Here is a 19,037-nt window from a genome sequence, read left to right as displayed (position 1 = left end):
CAAAGTTGGGATGATGCTTATATCAGTAATCAGACACTTTTGCTGAGCCAAGTCGAAGCATTAATCATCGGAAACCTAATCACTCTTTAAAGTTTGAGAAGGATTGACCCGATACACTTTCCAAGTGCGGTATCCTATGGTCAAGAGGGCAAGTCCGAAGACCATCGCAATAGAAACTAAATAAGGAAACCAACCAATCGTGGCCTGATTGGCAAAATCCTGTAGCCAAGTCTTGGAAAACCACAATCCAAAACCAATGGCCATAAAAGAAGATATTCCCAATAATTTCAGAAAATCCAATGCGAGGACAGATAGCACATCGGATGGAGTAGCCCCAAGTACCTTTCGAATACTGATCTCCCGAGTTCTTCTCAGTGCCACATACGACACCAGACCAAACAAGCCAATGCAGGCAATAAATACAGCTATACCTGCGAATAGGGTAAACACCAAACTGGACCTCTGTTCAGAAGAATAAAGATTGGCATAGGCCTGATCCACAAATTGCGGATTGAAAGGTCTGTCTGAAGCCTGCTCCTTCCATACCTTTTCCAAACTGGCCAAATGAACCGATGGATCGCCCGCCGGAAGCTTGATCAGCAAGACATTGGCCTCCATGGGATCATGAAAAATCACCAAAGGACCCACTTTTTGATGCAAGGAGTTGAAATAAAAGTCTTCAACTACCCCTTTGACCACCGAGTTGCTCATGTAGCCGAGATTTATCCGCTTGCCGACGGCATCCTTTGCAGTCCATCCCATTTCCCTGACAGCAGATTCGTTGAGAAGAACAGGAAATTCTTCAGTTCCGTCTTCTAGCTGATTTCGTTGGATATCCGTTTCGGAGAAATTTTCCCCAGCCAAAAATTCCAGGTTAAGCGTAGCGGCCAAATCATGATCAACGGCATACCCGGTGATCATAAACTCCCGCTGATTGTCTCCTCCCGGGAAGATATTGTACCCTGCCTTGATATGGATAGGCATGTCTGCTGCCTGAGCAATGGAAACAGCCCCACCGGAACGCTTCATTTCTTCTTTGATGGTAGGCATTTTTTCTCTTGCCTGGTAAGGATAGCTTAGGGCAATCAATTGCTCCTTGTCATACCCAAGTCTGACTTCACGCATATAGTCCAACTGACTCTTGACCACAAAGGTGGAAATCAACAAACCCATGGAAACAAAAAACTGAAACACCACCAGGGTCTTTCTGACCCATGCTCCACCTCCAAGCTTGATTTTGTTGCCCATGGCACGAATGGGTTCCATTCGGGACAAGATCAAGGATGGATAAGCCCCAGAGAAAAAGCCAACACTAATCAGTACGCAGGCCAAAAACATCAGACCAAATGGAGAACTAAGCAACTCTAATTGAATTGGAACCTGAACCCAATCCGAAAGAATAGGAATCAAGGAATAGATAACCATCAAACTGATCAATAAGGCTCCTAAAGTCAAAATCATAGATTCCGAAACAAATTGACCGAAAAGCTGAGTCTGAGTAGCTCCCATGACTTTTCTGAGGCCCACCTCCTTGTTTCGCTCGGTTGCCTCGGCCGTAGCCAAGTTGACATAATTAATGACTCCAATGATGATGAGCAAAAGGGCTACTATACCGAAGATGTATAGATACTTCAAATTAACCCCGGGCTTGACTGTAGATAGCGTAGGGTCTCCGGTATGAATAGCTGTAACGGGTTGAGTAAAAAAATCGGTTTGAAAGCCATATTCCTCCTGGTCACTCCCTAAATAACGATCAACCATCTGAGCCATATTTTGCTCAAAATCTGCCACCTCCACACCTGGAGTCAACTTTACATAATTGTAATAGTTAGAGGGCGACCACTCAGGGTTTTTTCCATGCCGATGGGTTTTGAAAGAAGCCAAAAAGTCAAATTCCAAATGGCTGTTGCTGGGAAAATCTTCCATTACCCCTTTTACCACATAGTCTCTGCCATCCACTTTCAAGGCTTTTCCCAAGGCATTTTGGACTCCGCCAAAAAGGCGTTCAGCCGTGCTTTGAGTCAACACCATTTCAAATGGGTTTTGCAGTAAGCTCGATTTCTGGCCCGCCAAAAGCTTCAAATCAAAAACCTCAAAGAAGAACTCATCCGCATAGGCAAACTTGGTCTCCTCCTGATTGCCTTCCCCTGCATCTATCATCACCGTGGTGAATATGCCTAAATCCAAAAGCAGAGTCGCTGTTTCCACCTCGGTAAATTCCTCTCTCAAAACAGCAGGGAGCATGGACGGAGAAGTGCCCACCAGTTGCCTTTCTCCTCCTGAGACAAACTCCTGATTGATTTTGTAAATACGGTCTGCATCCGAATACATCCTGTCATAGCTCCATTCGTGATAGATATATAAAGAAATGGCTAAAAAACTCACTAGAGCTATAGTCAGCCCCATTAAATTAATCCCGGTATACAGCTTCCTTTTTTGAAGGTTCCGAAAAGAAATTTTAAAGTAGTTTTTCCACATAGCATTGGAAGATTTTAAAATTGAAAGATTGGAAGATTTAGTCCAATGAATAATCGATTCTTAGTTTACTTGTGTTTTCAGGAGTAGGTCTTATGAGATTTTCCGGAAACTGCAACTGAACACTTCTCATCTTTTCCACTATTATGCCATAAAAAAAGCCCCCAGATTAACTCCAGAGGCATTATAGACCTTTTTTTCAAGTAAAATTCTCGAACATTTTTGTTCGCCAGCGGACGAATCAGTAGCCAGTAATCAGTCTCAGTGATCAGTTGATTGACCTGTTCGGCTGAACACGTTTTAAACGAGAATTTCAATGTCGAAGCCCTTCTCTGTTGGATCTCACCGTTTCCAATATTCGGCTAGAGTCAACTTTGAAAGTTGGCCTTAACTATCTATTCTCTTGATACTAGCTTAAAACTTCCGATATTTCCCGTCCAGAAACTTATTTGCTTTTTTCTCTGCAAACTGAGCTTTCTTGCTATCCCAATGAAGAGTTTCATTTGGGAACCTACCCGCAATAACTCCAAGCAAGATAGTCTCTGTCAATCGAGCGGCATATTCAAAAGGAGCCGAACATTCCGCTTTACCCAAACAAGCATCCACAAACTGATGGTAATGCTTTTTACTTTCTCCCTCGTAATCCTTTACTGGAGCGCCCAAATTGAAGGGAGCCACATCAAATTCTTTGTATTGGCCATCAACGATCCATCGAGGCAACTGCTGGAAGTGCGGCAGCAATAACCGTCCTTTTTCTCCCATAAACATCGCCCCTTGATCAGGAAGTTGATCTCCGTTAGGAAGTTTCAAATCCTCGTGATCAGCTGGAGCACCAATGCCATCATACCATACCCATTTTAAGGTCTCCGAAGTGTAAGGTGTAGCAGGAAACTCATAGGTCACCACATTATGCTCTGGAAAACCGAATCCTGTCGGTTGCCGGCATTCATTGATAATGGTAAAAGGAACATCAAGCTGAAGGGCATTGTACGGGGTATCAAAAATATGAACGCCCATATCTCCCAAAGTTCCGCAACCAAAATCCATCACTTTCCGCCAATTTCCAGGATGGTAATAGCCGTCTTTGAAGGGGCGCTCTGGAGCAGTTCCTAGCCAAAGATTCCAATCCAAATGAGCTGGAATCGGATCACTTCCTTCTGGCTCCGGACCATCAAATCCCCAGTTTTTCGGAGACCAGGCGCGAACGGTATGTACTTTTCCGATAATTCCGGATTGAATAAGCAAGGTGGCTAGTTTGTAGTCATAAAAGGAATGTACTTGAATCCCCATTTGAGTAACCAAATTTTTCTCTTCAGCCATTTTTTTCATGGCACGGGCCTCAGAGACATGATGAGTCAGGGGCTTTTGACAATAAACCGGCTTGTTCATTTCCATTGCCATTAAAGAAGCAGGCGCATGGGTATGATCTGGAGTAGAAACGACCACCGCATCGACTTCATTTTCCAATTCTTGGAGAAGCTGTCGGTAGTCAGCATAGGTCTTGGCATTTGGATAAAGTGCTTTCGCACCTTCTAAGGCTTTGCCATCCACATCGCAAAGTGCCACCACTTCCACTTCTGGGTGAGAAGCGATTGCTGCCAAATCTGCCATTCCCATTCCACCCAAACCAATATGGGCTGTCCGTAATTTGCCAGCGACTTTTGCTTGGGCCAACAGGGATGGAGCCAAGGCCAAACCTGCGGCTCCCAAAGTGGACTTTTTCAAAAAGTCTCTACGATCAATAATTTGAAAACTCTTTTTCATTTGTGTTATAGGATAATTTTGGGTGGTTAGTAGAAAACCAAATTAATACTTGCCAACTAATGAAAGTCCGTTCATTCTAGCCCTTAAAAAAAGGGGGTTCGGTCTCCCTTCTTCTGGCTTTTTCTATAATTCTTTGATTCGGATGTTACGGAAGTGGACGACATCTCCATGGCCCAAAAAGCCGATATGACCCCTACTACGTTGTAATCCAGGATGTTCTTTATGGTCAAGTGTACCTTCTTTGCTAGCTTCCAGATAGTCACCTTCCAAAATGACCGTCCCGTTCAATATCACTTTGATTTTTGGATGCTCTACGATGACTTCCTGCTGATTCCATTCTCCAGTAGGTTTCAAAAATCCTCGCTTGGCAGGAATCACCCCGTACACTGAACCGTGGTATTGGTACACTTGGAGGTTGGCATATTTCTCATGCTCACTGTCTAAGATTTGGATTTCTTTCCCAACATAGGCCGCATCTCCTTCTAATGGAGCATGAATTCCCAAACCATTATTAGCGCCGGGTGTCAACTGAAATTCGAAGCGGAGAATAAAATTCCCATATTCTTTTTCAGTGAATAAATTACCTCCTCCTCCACCCTGAGGCTCTATCACAATCATACCCTCCTTGGCTTGATAGGACTGCTTATTCCCTACCCATCCGTCGAGGTTTTTTCCGTTAAAGAGGGAAGTAAAGCCTTGTTCTTGAGCAAAAGAAAACTGCACCAGAAGCGTGGCTATGAATAGAAAAACAATTTTCTTCATGAAACAGGGGATTGAAAGTGGTGGAATTACAAAGCTAAAAGAGTAATCCGTTTTTCAAACGCCACTGATCAATTGAAGAAAAATCAGAAAGAAAGACTGGAAGCTGAGCAAACAGGAAACATCCTATTCTATAACTTCCAATCTGTCCAAATTACACTACTCATCCTTGAGGACTTTGGCAGGATTGGTTTGAGCAGCCATCCAAGAATGGATACTTACTATCGCCAGGCAAAGTGCCAACACTCCAAATCCAGCCAGGAAAAACAACCCAAAAGGCATATCCAATCGATACGTAAACCCCTGCAACCAGTCATTCAAAAAGTAATACGCTGGATAAATCGCCAACAGGAACGAGATCAAAATCAGGGCTACATATTCTTTGGAAATCAATCCCAAAATCTGAATTACCGAAGCGCCGAGGACCTTCCGGATGCTGATCTCTTTCGTTCGCTGGGCAATCGTATAGGAAGAAAGCCCAAATAATCCCATGGCAGAAATCAAAACCGCCAGTAATGAAGCTGCACTCAGGACATTTCTAATCTTCAAATCTTCCTCATAAAAGCGTCCTATCTCCTCATCCAAAAAGTGGAATTCCTCAGTTTCATAAGGATAAATCTCTCGATAGGCACTCTCCAAATTAAGTTTGGCCTCGGCGAGATTTTGTCCGGGTGAAAGCCTAACCGATAGCATTTGAAAATAGTCCGGGTTAAAGGTGATCAAAAGGGGACGAATCTCCTCACGAAAACTTCTTGAATGAAAATTCCCGACCACTCCTACGATTTTACGCTCCTCTCCTCCAAACCGAATCGATTGATTTAAGGCTGACGCTGCATCTGAATAACCTGCCTCTTTCAGAAAATTTTCATTAACCAGAATTTCATCCTTTAGGTTACTCGCCTTTTTGCCAGTCAAGAGAGGAATTCCGTTGACGCTGACAAATGCAGAATCTGTGTTCATCACTTGCGTAAAAATCTGCCGTTCGGTGGTATCAACCGGAATCCAAGCATCTGAGGTCCACAAACTATTGGAAGAAACCAAGCTCCCACTCAAACTAGCATCACTGACCCCAGATTGCTGCTTAACCAATTGCTGCAGTCGTTGCATTTGGTTGGGATCAGACATAAACGGAAGTCGGGTGTACAATACAGCTTCTTTTTCAAAGCCTAGAGGTTGACTGGATACATACTTCAATTGAGCCTGAAGGACAAGCACCAAGATGATAAAGGCAATGGAAGAGGAAAATTGGAGAATGGTTAAGTTTTTTCTCAAAAAACCACCCCAAGAAAAACCCACAGCCCCAGCTCTTTCTCCTTTGATGGCTCGAGCCGGCTGATAGGAAGAGAGAATCAAGGCGGGGTAAATCCCAGAGAACACGGTCAAAATCAGCGGGAATAGCCCATAAAAGGCCAAGTTTGATCCTTGCAAATACTCCAACTCAAACCCAGAGGGCAAATAGCTAGCGAAGAGATTTCGAATCAACTCTGCCAAGGCCAGACCGATCAAGCCTGCCGAAATCACCAATAAATAAGTCTCAACCAAAAACTGGTAAATCAACTCCAAAGGTCGGCCTCCAAGTGTTTTTCGAATTCCAACTTCTTTGCTTCTTCCGATGGCCATTGCTGTCTCCAAATTCACAAAATTCAGGGTAGCCAACACCAATATGATCAACCCTATCAAGATCAACCCATTTAGAAAAACTTTAGAAACAGCGTTTTCAGAGTAGGTTTCTCCAAAATGGATTTCCGAAAAAGGCTCTGCAGAAAACGTAGTTTTCGCTTCTTCATCCTCCCCAAAATTTTTCGAGGCTATCACTGCCAAAGAAGCTTCCAGTTCTTTTGGATCTACCCCCTCAGGAAGTTTTACAAAAAGTTGGGAACTAGAATTGACATTTCCCCATAGATGAAGACCATACCATTCTTTCTGCTCCTCGGTTTGGATCGTTGCGAACGAAATAAAATCCCTAAAAATAAAATCAGTGTTTTCGGTAAAGTCTTCAACTACCCCGGTGATTTGAGCCTGAATCGTATCCCCATCTATCCACATCAACTCCTTCCCCAAAGCATCAATAGGTTGAACACCCGGAAAATATCGCTCCAAATTGCTCTGCGTGATGACCGCTGTTTGAGGATTTTCAAGGGCTGTTTTCGGATTTCCGGCCAGCCATTTTCGCGGAAAAATCTCCATAAATCCAGGATCAGCGAAGGTGACCCAATTAGACCTACCCATCACCTTTTGGCCCTCGGGAACAATGGTAAGCGTTTCGTAAAGCGTATATATTCTCCCTTTGGTTTCGATAAAGGAAATCTCCTTATCAATCACTTCACCCAAAGGACCGTTAGTCCCTGGAGTAGGGTAACTTTCTCCCATATCCCATTCAGTCAGGGTATTGATCCGAAAAATGCGATCCCGATCTGGGTGAAACCTATCAAAACTATAGGAATGCCAGACGACATTGAAAATCAAAAAAACGATCGAAATCCCAAGCGATAAACCCAACACATGGATCGCTGTTCTCAATTTGTTTCGGAGAAGGTTTCTCCAAGCGATTTTAAAGTAGTTCTTGAGCATGATCTGAATTGAAAGATTTTAATATTGGAAAATTGGAAGATTAATAGTTGAGAGTTGGAAAGTGGTATGGTGGCAAAGTGACTTGGTCTCAATCCAACAGTTTCTTGACACTAGTTACTAGATACTTTTATTCCTTTTCATTCATCCTTTAAGGTATTTACCGGATTACTCAAACTGGCCTTGAGCGATTGCCCATAGACGATCAGTAAGGTAAATGCCACTCCTCCGATCGCCAATAGTCCAAAGCTGATCCAAGATGGGCTTTCTTTCACCGCAAATTGCTCCAGCCAAGTTTGCATCAAGAAATAACTCAGGGGAAGTGCAATCACCACTCCGATCAGGGTGGTGACCATAAACTCTTTTCCAAACAACCAAGAAATACTCCAACTGGAGGCTCCCAACACTTTGCGCACCCCAATTTCCTTAGTCCTTCCGGCGAATGATAAGGCCACCATCGCAAAAAGTCCCATAGTAGCAATCAAAATGGCAATCGCAGCACCGATAAACACCATTTTTCCTAGGCGCTCATCTGCTTGATATTGGGCCTGAACGGTCTCATCCAAGAACGAAATCGACAAGGGGATTCCGGAAAATTGCTTATTCCATTCTTCCTCAATTGCATTTTTAACCAACTGAATATCCTTGGTATGGGACCTGACGAGAAGTTTGGGATTGGTAGTGGAATTGATCATCAAATTGGAAATTCCGCTAAATACTGCCTCGGGTGATTTGGCAATCAGGACAGGCTCGATGGGTTGATACAGACTCGCATGATGAAAGTCCTTCACCACCCCAACAATCTGATGGGAATCAAAACGATTTCCCGGAATCATCTCACCAGTAGGATCTTCCCACCGAAATGCCCGTGCAAAAGCCTCATTTACGAGAAATGCACTGCTATCTGCTCCCACTTGGGGATTAAGTGACCTTCCTTCTTTCAGTTCCATCCCAAGCGTATTGAGATATTCCCCAGCGACGAAGTTTACCTTAAAAGAAAATAAAGAACCGTCCTCCAAAGGAAATCCTACCTGCCAAAAAGCGTCGTCGCCATAGGTTGCTACGGTCAATGCCGTGGAAGAAAACTCGGACCTTGAAGCAAGGGATTGACGAAAAGTCTCTGCAGTTCGGAAGCTTTCTTTGAGTGAAGTCACAAAACTCTTGGAGGGATAATCCGGCATCTCCACCACCACGACTTGCTCTTGATCAAATCCAAGGTCGTAATCTCGAATCGCTTCCATCTGATTGACCATAATGAGCGTCGAGGCGATCAACAGGAAGGAAACAAAAAACTGAAAGGTAACGAGTCCTTTACGCAGGCCTTGCTTGCCAAAATGAATGGAAAGGTTTCCTTTGAGAACTTTGATCGGACGTAATCCAGAAAGGAAAAAAGCCGGATAGGCACCTGCCAAAGCCGTAATCAGCAGCACTAAACCAAACAAAATCCCGAATTGAACTGGCCCGTAGACAATATCCAATTCTTTTTGGAATAGGTCATTGAACGTCGGAAGGAGTAATTCAGCCAATACCAGCCCAAAAACAGAAGCGAGTAAAGTTGTTAAAAATGCCTCGATCAAAAACTGATTGATCAATTGACCGAAGCTTGCCCCCATGGTCTTACGCACTCCAACTTCCTTTGCACGAGTAGTCGATCTTCCAATCGCCATCGTGGTGAAATTGATACAGGCAATCAGCAATACCAAAAACGCAATTCCTGCCAGAATCCAGAGAAGTGATTTCTGGGTAGTTTCGACGCCACCAGTTCCAGCTCCCTCGGAAAAATGCATTTCGGATAAAGGAGTTAGGGTAAAATATAGCCCCCCTTCTTCATATTGCTCCCCTAAAGATTTTTTCATAAATGCTTCCATGCTTTGGTGGATGGAAGCTACTTGGCCGGGTGAATTCAGCTTGACCAGATTAAATCCCCAGACATTGTACCAAGAATCCAAACTCTCCTGATCGGAGAAGTAATCCATATTCTTGATCGGCATCAAGATTTCAAAAGGAATAGAGTTATTGACTGGAGGATTTCTCAAGACGCCCGTAACTCTAAAATCCACAAAATCCTCCCCCATTTTAAGCTGGATAGACTTTCCGATTGGCTCTTCGGTTCCAAAATATTTGGAAGCAGTTTCTTCTGTTATGACGATGGTGTAGCGATCTAAAAGCTGATTAGATCGATCGCCTTTTAGAAGAGGAAAGGTCAGGATTTTCAAAAAATCAGCATGAACTAGGCGGATGCGCTGAGTCTGGGTGCTTTGGTCTGGCAAAATCGCCTGAACCTCAGCATTGGTCACGCCCGAAATCGCTTCGATTTGGGGAAATTCTTCCCGAAAAGCTGCCTCTAAAATGACCGGGGAGGAATAGGTCTCAGTCATTTCTCCATCGATCCGCTCATGGGTCTTGATCCTGTAGATCCGATCCAAATCCTGATGAAACGTATCAAAGCTAAGCTCCAATTGAACAAAGAAGAATATCAAAATGCCTACCCCTAATCCTAAAGACAGTCCAATTAAGTTGATTCCTGTGTGGAGCTTGTGCTTAAAAAGATTTCGAAAAGCGATTTTAAAATAGTTTCTAAACATACTTTCTCTAGTTTGATCGTATCATCAGTGAATCAGAAATCACATAAACTTATAGATTCACCTGATAGCTATTATTCTAGGAACATGCCATTCAAAATAGGGCTTTATTGCTTGATTTTGGCCGTTTTTAAAAAAAACAGCCCCAAGCTCCGAACGTTTTTGTTCGCTTTCGGTCAATTCAACTGGCTGCTTTATCCATTGTCGGAAATTTTTCGGACATGAAACCCAGCATAAAAAAAACCTCCATGGGAGGTTTTAGATTGGAATAAGATTATACTTTATAAGAGACCCTCGAATTCCAAAAATCAGACTTTTCGATGAGCCTTCTCAAATCCATCATTCATTCTTGATACTTTTTACGGGATTGGCCCAGGCTGCTTTGATAGTTTGGGAAACGACCGTAACTCCGGCAATCAGTCCTGCTAAAATTCCAGCCCAAAGAAACACCGTCCAATGTACGCCTATGTGGTAAGCAAAGTCATCTAGCCAAGAATTCAATCCATACCAGGATATCGGAATCGCTAAAAGGAAACCTATACCCACCAATTTCAAAAAGTCCTGCCCAAGCAACATGAGAATGTTTCCAGTTTCAGCTCCCATAACTTTTCGAATTCCGATTTCACGGGTTCGCTGTTCAGTAGCAAAAGTGACCAAGCCCAACAATCCCAGCACCGAAATCACAATGGCCAAGGCTGAGAAGAAGGTGAAAATAGCCTTTAGCCTATCCTCGGCTTCATATTGCCGATTGAATCCCTCATCCACAAAATTCGGTTCAAACGGAAAGTCAGGACGAATCTCCGCCCATTCTCCTTTAAGATAAGCAAGTACTTCTTCTCGTTGATCGGCTTTTAGTTTAATGCTGACTTGATTTTGACGATCATTCACTACCAAAAACACGATCGGAACTATCGGCTGGTGGAAACTTTCGAAGTGAAAATCCTGCATCACCCCAGTCACGAATCCTCTACGTCCCCCATACAAAAACTGCTTTCCGATGGCTTCTTGAGGACTTGACCAGCCAATCTGTCTCACGGCAGTTTCATTGAGCAGAAAGGCCTCTGTAGAGTCACTGGCGAGTTTTTCATCAAAATTTCGCCCAGCGACTACCGAGATTCCATAGGTATCCAAAAAGTTATGCGCGACATGAATATCTGCGATCCGAAGATCCAACTGGGTCATTTCTCCATTGACCTCGGCTGTTCCACCCTGAGAATCCAACAAGCGCCCGGAAGGCACCCGACTGGATAAAGTGACAGATTCAATTCCCGGATGATTCTCCAATCGATCTTTGAAAATCTTCCAATTTTCGTTGATTCGGGGACTCGTTGGGAGGTAAACGATATCCTCTTTCTTGAATCCCAAATCCTTGCTTTGCATAAACTGCAACTGATTGACTACCACAAAAACGGCAACAATCAGCATGACGGAAATGGCAAACTGGCCTACGACCAAAACAGAACGGAATCGCTCGTGAACTTTCCCCGCTTTAAATGCCCCTTTAAGAACTTTGGCTGGCATAAATCCTGAAAGAAATAAAGCTGGATAGCTCCCTGAAATCAGGCCAACAAATACCATAATCCCAACAATCAATCCGAGGTATTCCGGATTGGAAATAGGGTTAAATGAAAGAGGCTTATCGGTGAAATCCGCAAAAAATGGCAACGAAAATACGACCAGCAAGATGGCTAAAACCATCGCAAACAGGGTCATTACAAATGATTCCCCCAAAAATTGTCGGATTAGCAAACCACGATCCGCGCCCATAACTTTCCTTAGTCCTACCTCCATCGACCTTAAGGAAGATCGAGCTGTGGAAAGATTCATAAAGTTGATACAAGCAATCAGCAGAATAAATAAGGCCACTGCCAAGTAGATGTACACGTAATCGATATTACCATTCGGTTCGATTTCAGAATCCAAGTTGGAATACAAGTGAATCGACTTGATGGGCCAAAGGAAGAGCTGCGTTCCTTTGGAGTAAGGAATCCCTGCCTGAGTTTCTCCCATGTGACGATCAATTAATCCCGGCAACTTGGCTTCAAAGTCTTTATAGTCCAAGCCTTCCCGAAGCTTGATATAGGTCGAAAAGCTATTCCCTCCAAAATTCGACATAAAGGCCTCCAAACCGCCAAAAAACTGGATTACCGGAACCATTGAAGACAAAAAGTCGACTTGAAAATGAGAGTTTTCAGGCATATCCTTCATCACACCCCGCACCTGCAAAGTCACCTCTTGACCTGCCAGATTCGCTAGTAAGGTTTGACCGATGGCAGACTGATCACCAAAATATCGTTTGGCAGTGCTTTCCGAAAGGATCACTCCGTCAGCTTGGGCCAAAGCTCCTTTGCCTTCCCCCTCTAAAATCTCCCATCCGAATACATCAAAGACTTCCGGATCCACAAAGAAAAATCGATCTTCCTCAAAAGCCTGATTTCCATTTTTGATCAATGGATTGTAATTGAATAGTCGGGCAGAAACCTCCACATCCTCCGGAAAATCCGATTTGAGAAGGGGGCCAAAAGGTGGTGCCGTATGTCCGAGATGCAGACTAATTTCCCCATCGGGATTAAACCAAGCTCTAGATACTCGAAAAAGTCTATCACCATCGGGATGGTAATTGTCATAGCTAAATTCAAAGCGAACATAAATCAAAATCACCAAGGAAACTGCCATTCCCACAGCAAGTCCAAGGAGATTGATGGAAACATAAAGCGGATGCTTTTTGGCGTTTCGAATGACGATTTTGAAGTAGTTTTCAATCATATTAGCTAAAGCTTAGAATTAAAAAAGTGCCGACTTGGAATCCCAGTCGGCACTCCGTTCATGGTGCTGGTGGTTGGTTTTTATTGTTTGATGACTCGGGATGAGCCACTTCTTGCAATGCTTTTGTTTTCAGGATTACCTCGGTAATATACATTACCAGAACCTGAGGATCCCACGGTTAGGCTTTGGCTCGCTCCGATATAAGTATCACCTGAACCAGATTTACCGATCTTCACTCGCTCAGCGTTCAAATTGATCGCATCAAATTTCCCAGAGCCAGACTGCCCGATATTCGCATATTCTACCTCTCCGCCTTCGATCTCAACTTCTCCTGATCCGCTCATTCCGACGTTTAGTTTTTCGGCATTGATATTTTTCGCCTTGATATTTCCCGAACCGGAAAGTCCAATTGAAAACTCTGCTGCTCCAAAATCAGAAGCCAACAAAACATTTCCTGAACCCGAAGCTCCGACAGCTTCCAAATCCCGGATTGTTACGTAGACTTTGACATCCACATTACGGTAGTTTCCTTTTTCCAACTTGATTTCCAAGGTTCGGCCATCTAATTCGGTGATGACCTTGCTTAGGTCAAATGAACCTGATTCTAGACGAACCTCATCTCGGTTACCTCTGGTAATAAAGACATCAAAGCTGCCTCCTACCTCAACTTTGTTGAAGCTTCCGGGGGTTCGAGTTTGGGATTTTTGCGCCTCTACCGTAAAGACTACGGCCATAAAAAGAAGAAATGAAAGAATAGTTGATGTGGTTTTCATAACATTTGTGTTTTGATGGTTATTAGATTTTCATGAATTATGCCAAGCCAAAAACGGCGAATAGGACTCAATTTCAAGGTTTTATTTCTGATCATTGTCCGAATAACTGAAGTTTTGACCGCCTACGGACAATCGAAATCGGACAGATGATTATTCATTTTTAAGGTAATCCACTGGGTTGGATGCTGCAGTTTTGAAGCTCTGGAAACTGACAGTGAACAAAGCAATCACGATGGAAATCAAACCTGCCATGAGGATCAACACCAGGTCAATTTGTGTTCGGAAAGCAAAATTTTGCAGCCAATATTTCTCCATCAGATAATAACTTAGAGGTCCGGCAATCGCGAAAGCAATCACGACTAGCAAGACAAAATCCTTGCTCAACAAGGTGACTAGATTCCCCATCGATGCACCCAAAGCTTTGCGAATACTGATTTCTTTGGATCGCTGCTCGGTCGTATAAGCTGCTAATCCAAACAACCCCAAACAAGCAATACTAATCGCCAATACCGTAAAGCTCAGAATGATATTGCCCATTTTTTGCTCTGACTCAAAGAGCCGATCAAAATTGGAATCAATAAAGGAGTACTCGAAAGCAGCACCGTCAGCATATTTTGCCCAGACCTTTTGCAAGGCAGCAATTTTCTCCTGAGGATTGCCCGGGCTGATTCGAATGGCCATTTCATTATTGGGAACATCCCCCAGGGTCATGATTAAGGGCTTAACAGAAGATCGCAAAGTTTCAAAATTGAAATCCCGGATCACCCCCACAACGGTCCGTTCTACCGGTTCATCATTCGTGTTCCAGAAGCCACTTACTTTTTGGCTTCCATCCAGTTCCGTCCAACCCATTTGCTTGAAAGCTGTCTCATTGAGCACCACGGTACCTGTATCACTTGGAAATTCTCTGGAAAAGAATCGTCCCTGAATCAACTCATAGCCTAGGGCCTGAAGCTGATCATGATCCACAAAATTCAGATTGCAGAGAAAATCCTGCTGACCATCTACCGTCCGAAACACGGAAGTCCAATCAATATTTGGGGGAAGTGTATTGGCAAAACTCGCTGCTTCAAAGCCCGTTTGCGCGAGAAGTTCCTGTTTAAAAGATTCAGCTCGCTCTCCCAAGGTACGGGTATGCAATAGATTCAGGACATTTTCCTTTTGGAAGCCGAGGTTTTTCTCCTGCATGTAATTGAGCTGTTTGTAGACTACCATACTCCCAATGATCAAACAGATCGAAATCAAAAACTGGAATACAACCAAGCCATTTCTGAAGTTGGATCGCTTTACGCCTGCTTTGATTTTCCCTTTCAAGACGGTAACGGGAGCAAAAGCAGTCAAATAAAAGGCGGGATAAGAACCTGCGATCAGACCTACCATTACCAAAAAACCAAGAATCCCTAAGCCGACCATTGGATTGGTAAAAATGCCCAAGCCTAAGTCTTTCCCCGAAAGTTGATTGAACGGATGCAAGGCAATCACAATCAACAGAATGGCCAAGACCCCAGAAATCAGACAATAGAGAAAAGATTCGGACAAAAACTGGATCACCAAGCGATTTTTTTGAGCGCCAATGGCTTTTCGTACACCCACTTCTTTAGCCCGATTGGAAGCTCGCGCCGTAGCCAAATTCATAAAATTGATGCAGGCAATTAGAATAATAAAAAATGCTACGGCACCGAAAATATAGAGGTACTGAATACTTCCTCCTGGCTTGAGCTCATCCGAAGTATTAGAGTATAAATGAATGTCCAAAAGTGGCATGACTTGATAGCCAAATTCATTTCCCTGCTCTTTAAATTTCTCAAGAGAAATCCCCAAAAACTGCTGGATTTCAGGACCAAAATACTTGGGAATAAATCCATCAATCGCCGATTTGACTTCCGCTTGATCCGCATGTGGATTGAGTTTGTAATAGGTGTACAGATTGTTGGAGGACCATTGCACGTCCTTCATGTACCCCCAGCTATCCCCAGACAAGATCATATCAAAAGTAAGGTGGGAATTATGGGGAGGGTCAGCAACTACACCAGTAACTTCTGTTGCGGTTTTTTCTGATCCTCGCAGCAATGCTTTACCGATGGGATCCTCATCTCCAAAGTAGCGCTTGGCAGCAGACTCGGTTAAAATCACCCGATCTGGACCTTTCAGCGCAGTTTCGGGTTCCCCTTTCAGCAATTCAAACCCGAAGAACCTGAAAAAATTGGGGTCAGTAACCAAGGTAATGGGTTCGGTAAAGGACTTCTCCTCAAAACGCATGGGCATGGTTCGAAACACGCCGATTCGAAGGACATCCTCTACACCGGCTATTTCTTCTTGAATAGCCTGAGCCATGGGAGCCGGGGAATAGGGCATATCAAACGCATTCCCATTCATACTCCCTTTCATGCCCACGCGATAAATCTGCGGAGCATCAGGATGGAATTTGTCATAGCTCAATTCATCGACCACATAGATCAGAATTAACAAAGTGGCCGCCATTCCCATTCCTAACCCGAGGATATTGATCCCGGAGTAGATTTTGTTTTTGAGCAGATTTCGGTAGGCAATTTTGAGATAGTTCTTCCACATGACTAGCTGGATTTTAGGTTGGTTTAGTTTTCAGAAAAAATGGGTTAGTTTAGTTTCTAGAATGGAGATGCCACTTGTTCTGAATTGGTTGCATGGATTAATTCAGAATATGTTCCAAAGCAAAAAAGGCCCTTCTGAGATCCAGAAAGGCCTTTTTTGATTAAAACACTGTTCGAGTAGTGTCCAATTTGTCCGCACTCGGGCAAAATCACTCCGTCCGAATAGAATCAACAGGATTGGACCAGGCGGCACGCAATGCTTGGAATCCTACGGTCAGTAAAGCAAAGAACAATGATCCCATTCCCGCCCAAACCTGGAACAAACAATTTGGTATTCTTAAGTTGGTATTGAATTCTTTTTAGTTTTGGGAAATCCACGCAAAATCGCAGGAATTTTCAATCAATCACCCCTAAGGGAATGCACGGGATTACTCGAGGCAGCCTTGTACGCTTGATAGCCAATCGTCATTATGGTAATTGCGACCAAGGCCAATCCCGAACCTGCAAAAATCCACCAACTTAAAGTAGTCTGTGTGGCATAGGATTTTAGCCATGCCTCAGCAAAAAACCATGCAATGGGAACAGCAAGGAGAATGGATATCAAAACCAGTTTCACAAAATCCTTGGAAATCAAGGCCAAAATTCCCGAGGTACTTGCTCCCATCACTTTGCGGATTCCGATCTCTTTCTTTCGCTTTTCAGCGGTAAACGCAGCCAGTCCAAACAAACCCAGACAGGATAGGAAAATGGCCGTTACCCCAAAATATCGGGCTAAGGCCGAAGTTCTTTGCTCAGAAACATAGAGGGTTTGGTAATCCTCATCCATAAACTTGTAATCCATGGCCTGACCTGAAAAATCCTGATAGAGTTCAGAAATACTTGCAATGGTCTCGGGCTGATTGGCAGAATTAATCCGAATCATGAGTTTCTGTGCGAATGAAGGATCATATTTCAGAAAAGCAGGCTTTACCGTTTCCTTCAGGGATTCAAAATTAAAGTCCTTCACTACCCCGATAACTTCCTTATCCTCCCCCCAAAGATTGACGATTTGCCCAACTGGATTTTGGAAACCGATCGTTCTGACAGCCGCCTCATTGAGAATAATCTTGCCCTGCTCCTCTCCAAATTCCGGAGAAAAAGCTCGCCCTTCAGCCATTTCAAATTCCATCGTTTCGATCAATCCATAATTGACCGTGATATTTTCAAATTTGATCTGATCATCAGGATTCTTACCCTCCCATGTTAAGCCGATGGTCGCACTTGCCAAACCTACCAAGGGATGACTCAAACTGGAAGCATTTTCCACTTCGGGAAGCTTTTTGACTTCCGCCAAAAAAGACTCCAATTGAGCCGAGTCAATCGCCGGAGTATTGATTTCCAACAAGTTGCTTTTATTATAACCCAAATTCTGATTTTGGATATGTGCCATTTGCTTGGCCAAAACGATGATTCCAATAATCAATAAAAGCGAAATAGAAAATTGAAACACGACTAATCCTTTCCTAGCCAACAATTCCCCAAAGCTTCCTTTGATTTGGGATTTCATGACTTCCATGGGTTTAAATCGAGACAAATAGATGGCAGGATAGATTCCAGCAAACAGACCGGTAATAACCCAGATTCCAACTAATAGTGAAACTTCTTCCAGTCCTACTACTAGCTGAAATGATTTTCCTGTTAGTTGATTAAATAAGGGTTGTAAAAAATTGGAAGCGAGAATTGCCAAAATCAGAGCCATAAAACTCAGCAGCAAGGATTCGGAAAGGAATTGGACAATCAGACTTCCTCTGCTCGCTCCAATAGATTTTTTCACGCCAATTTCTTTTACCCGACTCATGGATCGAGCGGTAGTCAAGTTCATAAAATTGATGCAGGCGATCGCGAGGATAAAAAATGCCAACACCAAAAATAACCTCACATAACTGATCCGACCTCCGACTGCTTTTCCACCTTCATAAGTTCCATATAAGTAGGTATCGCCAAAAGCCTGAACCCAAGCCGTGACGTTGGACCGGGCTTCTTTGGATTTGATAAAACCAGAAAGCTGAGCATTAAATGAATCTATGTCTGTCCCGTCTTTCAGGAGTACCACTGTGGAAGCATTGAAATTGTCCCAATGTGCTCCTTCTCCCAGCATGTCTAAGAAATATGGAAAGGCCAATAGAAATTCCGGCTTGATTTCATCTAAGGTTCCAAAGTCCCGATAAACACCTGTGACTTCGACTTCATTTTCGAAAGTGAAGACCTTCCATTTCAAAGATTTTCCTAGAGCAAGTTGAGAAGAACCAAAAAGCTTGGTTGCGAGGCTCTCGGACAAGGCTACCGAATTGATTCCGGAAAGTGCTTTTGATTGGTTTCCAGACAAAAACTCTATGTCAAAAATCTCCAAGTAAGCTTGATCCACAAAATAGCCGTTGCCTGCCATTTTCAATTCCCCCTGCTCAAAACTTACCCCTTCGATAAACGGAGAAATCGCTGTGGCTGACTCGACCTGACTCAATTCCGCCTCCATGGCCTCTGCCATTCGGGCTGGAGTAGCATTCATGGTTACTAATCCATTCGCATTGTCATGATTGGTCTGAACCGAATAAATCTGATCAATTTTAGAATGGTAGCGATTGATACTCAACTCGTCCTTGACCCATAGCATAATCAAAACCACTGTCACCAGCCCAATGGTCAATCCAAAAAGGTTGATCGCGAAAATTGACTTATGCTTTTTAAAACTTCTAAAGGCTAACAAAAGATGGTGCCGGAGCATGGAAGTTGGGGGTTAGGAG

Annotated in this window: 9 protein-coding genes; all 9 read right to left on the bottom strand. The window is 43.5% G+C overall.

Annotation, left to right across the window (positions count from 1 at the left end; all coding sequences use genetic code 11):
- Nucleotides 1-75: 75 nt before the first annotated feature.
- The 9 genes from AO498_RS08805 to AO498_RS08760 all read right to left on the bottom strand — a co-directional run bounded on the left by AO498_RS08805 (nt 76) and on the right by AO498_RS08760 (nt 19,018).
- Complete coding sequence (locus tag AO498_RS08805) at nt 76-2,478, bottom strand: ABC transporter permease (RefSeq protein WP_067546187.1); 2,403 nt, start codon at nt 2,476-2,478, stop codon at nt 76-78.
- A 411-nt stretch (nt 2,479-2,889) separates the two neighbouring features.
- Complete coding sequence (locus AO498_RS08800; protein ID WP_067546185.1) at nt 2,890-4,239, bottom strand: Gfo/Idh/MocA family oxidoreductase; 1,350 nt, start codon at nt 4,237-4,239, stop codon at nt 2,890-2,892.
- Nucleotides 4,240-4,362: 123 nt separating this feature from the next.
- Entirely contained in the window at nt 4,363-5,001 is a 639-nt protein-coding gene (locus AO498_RS08795) for a 3-keto-disaccharide hydrolase (RefSeq protein WP_067546182.1), read from the bottom strand.
- Between the two features lie 156 nt (nt 5,002-5,157).
- Nucleotides 5,158-7,569, bottom strand: a complete 2,412-nt coding sequence (locus AO498_RS08790; RefSeq protein ID WP_067546179.1) for an ABC transporter permease — start codon at nt 7,567-7,569, stop codon at nt 5,158-5,160.
- 137 nt (nt 7,570-7,706) lie between these two features.
- Nucleotides 7,707-10,151: an ABC transporter permease gene (locus tag AO498_RS08785; RefSeq protein WP_067546174.1), complete on the bottom strand. Its 2,445-nt coding sequence runs from the start codon at nt 10,149-10,151 to the stop codon at nt 7,707-7,709.
- A gap of 336 nt (nt 10,152-10,487) precedes the next feature.
- Nucleotides 10,488-12,914: an ABC transporter permease gene (locus AO498_RS08780; protein ID WP_067546171.1), complete on the bottom strand. Its 2,427-nt coding sequence runs from the start codon at nt 12,912-12,914 to the stop codon at nt 10,488-10,490.
- Nucleotides 12,915-12,994: 80 nt separating this feature from the next.
- Complete coding sequence (locus AO498_RS08775) at nt 12,995-13,687, bottom strand: head GIN domain-containing protein (RefSeq protein WP_082792210.1); 693 nt, start codon at nt 13,685-13,687, stop codon at nt 12,995-12,997.
- A gap of 150 nt (nt 13,688-13,837) precedes the next feature.
- The gene (locus tag AO498_RS08770) at nt 13,838-16,258 is read right to left on the bottom strand and encodes an ABC transporter permease (protein ID WP_067546165.1); all 2,421 of its coding nucleotides are present in this window, start codon (nt 16,256-16,258) and stop codon (nt 13,838-13,840) included.
- Between the two features lie 399 nt (nt 16,259-16,657).
- Nucleotides 16,658-19,018: an ABC transporter permease gene (locus AO498_RS08760; RefSeq protein ID WP_067546160.1), complete on the bottom strand. Its 2,361-nt coding sequence runs from the start codon at nt 19,016-19,018 to the stop codon at nt 16,658-16,660.
- Between the last annotated feature and the right edge of the window lie 19 nt (nt 19,019-19,037).

The sequence above is a fragment of the Algoriphagus sanaruensis genome (genome assembly GCF_001593605.1).
Taxonomy (GTDB): Bacteria; Bacteroidota; Bacteroidia; order Cytophagales; family Cyclobacteriaceae; genus Algoriphagus; species Algoriphagus sanaruensis.
This window is presented reverse-complemented; position numbering and strand designations above follow the sequence as displayed.

Excerpts from the sequence above, each read along its gene's own strand:
- AO498_RS08770 (WP_067546165.1), bottom strand. The coding sequence starts at position 16,258 with ATGTGGAAGAACTATCTCAAAATTGCCTACCGAAATCTGCTCAAAAAC.
- AO498_RS08795 (WP_067546182.1), bottom strand. The coding sequence starts at position 5,001 with ATGAAGAAAATTGTTTTTCTATTCATAGCCACGCTTCTGGTGCAGTTT.
- AO498_RS08775 (WP_082792210.1), bottom strand. The coding sequence starts at position 13,687 with ATGAAAACCACATCAACTATTCTTTCATTTCTTCTTTTTATGGCCGTA.
- AO498_RS08805 (WP_067546187.1), bottom strand. The coding sequence starts at position 2,478 with ATGTGGAAAAACTACTTTAAAATTTCTTTTCGGAACCTTCAAAAAAGG.
- AO498_RS08760 (WP_067546160.1), bottom strand. The coding sequence starts at position 19,018 with ATGCTCCGGCACCATCTTTTGTTAGCCTTTAGAAGTTTTAAAAAGCAT.
- AO498_RS08800 (WP_067546185.1), bottom strand. The coding sequence starts at position 4,239 with ATGAAAAAGAGTTTTCAAATTATTGATCGTAGAGACTTTTTGAAAAAG.
- AO498_RS08785 (WP_067546174.1), bottom strand. The coding sequence starts at position 10,151 with ATGTTTAGAAACTATTTTAAAATCGCTTTTCGAAATCTTTTTAAGCAC.
- AO498_RS08790 (WP_067546179.1), bottom strand. The coding sequence starts at position 7,569 with ATGCTCAAGAACTACTTTAAAATCGCTTGGAGAAACCTTCTCCGAAAC.
- AO498_RS08780 (WP_067546171.1), bottom strand. The coding sequence starts at position 12,914 with ATGATTGAAAACTACTTCAAAATCGTCATTCGAAACGCCAAAAAGCAT.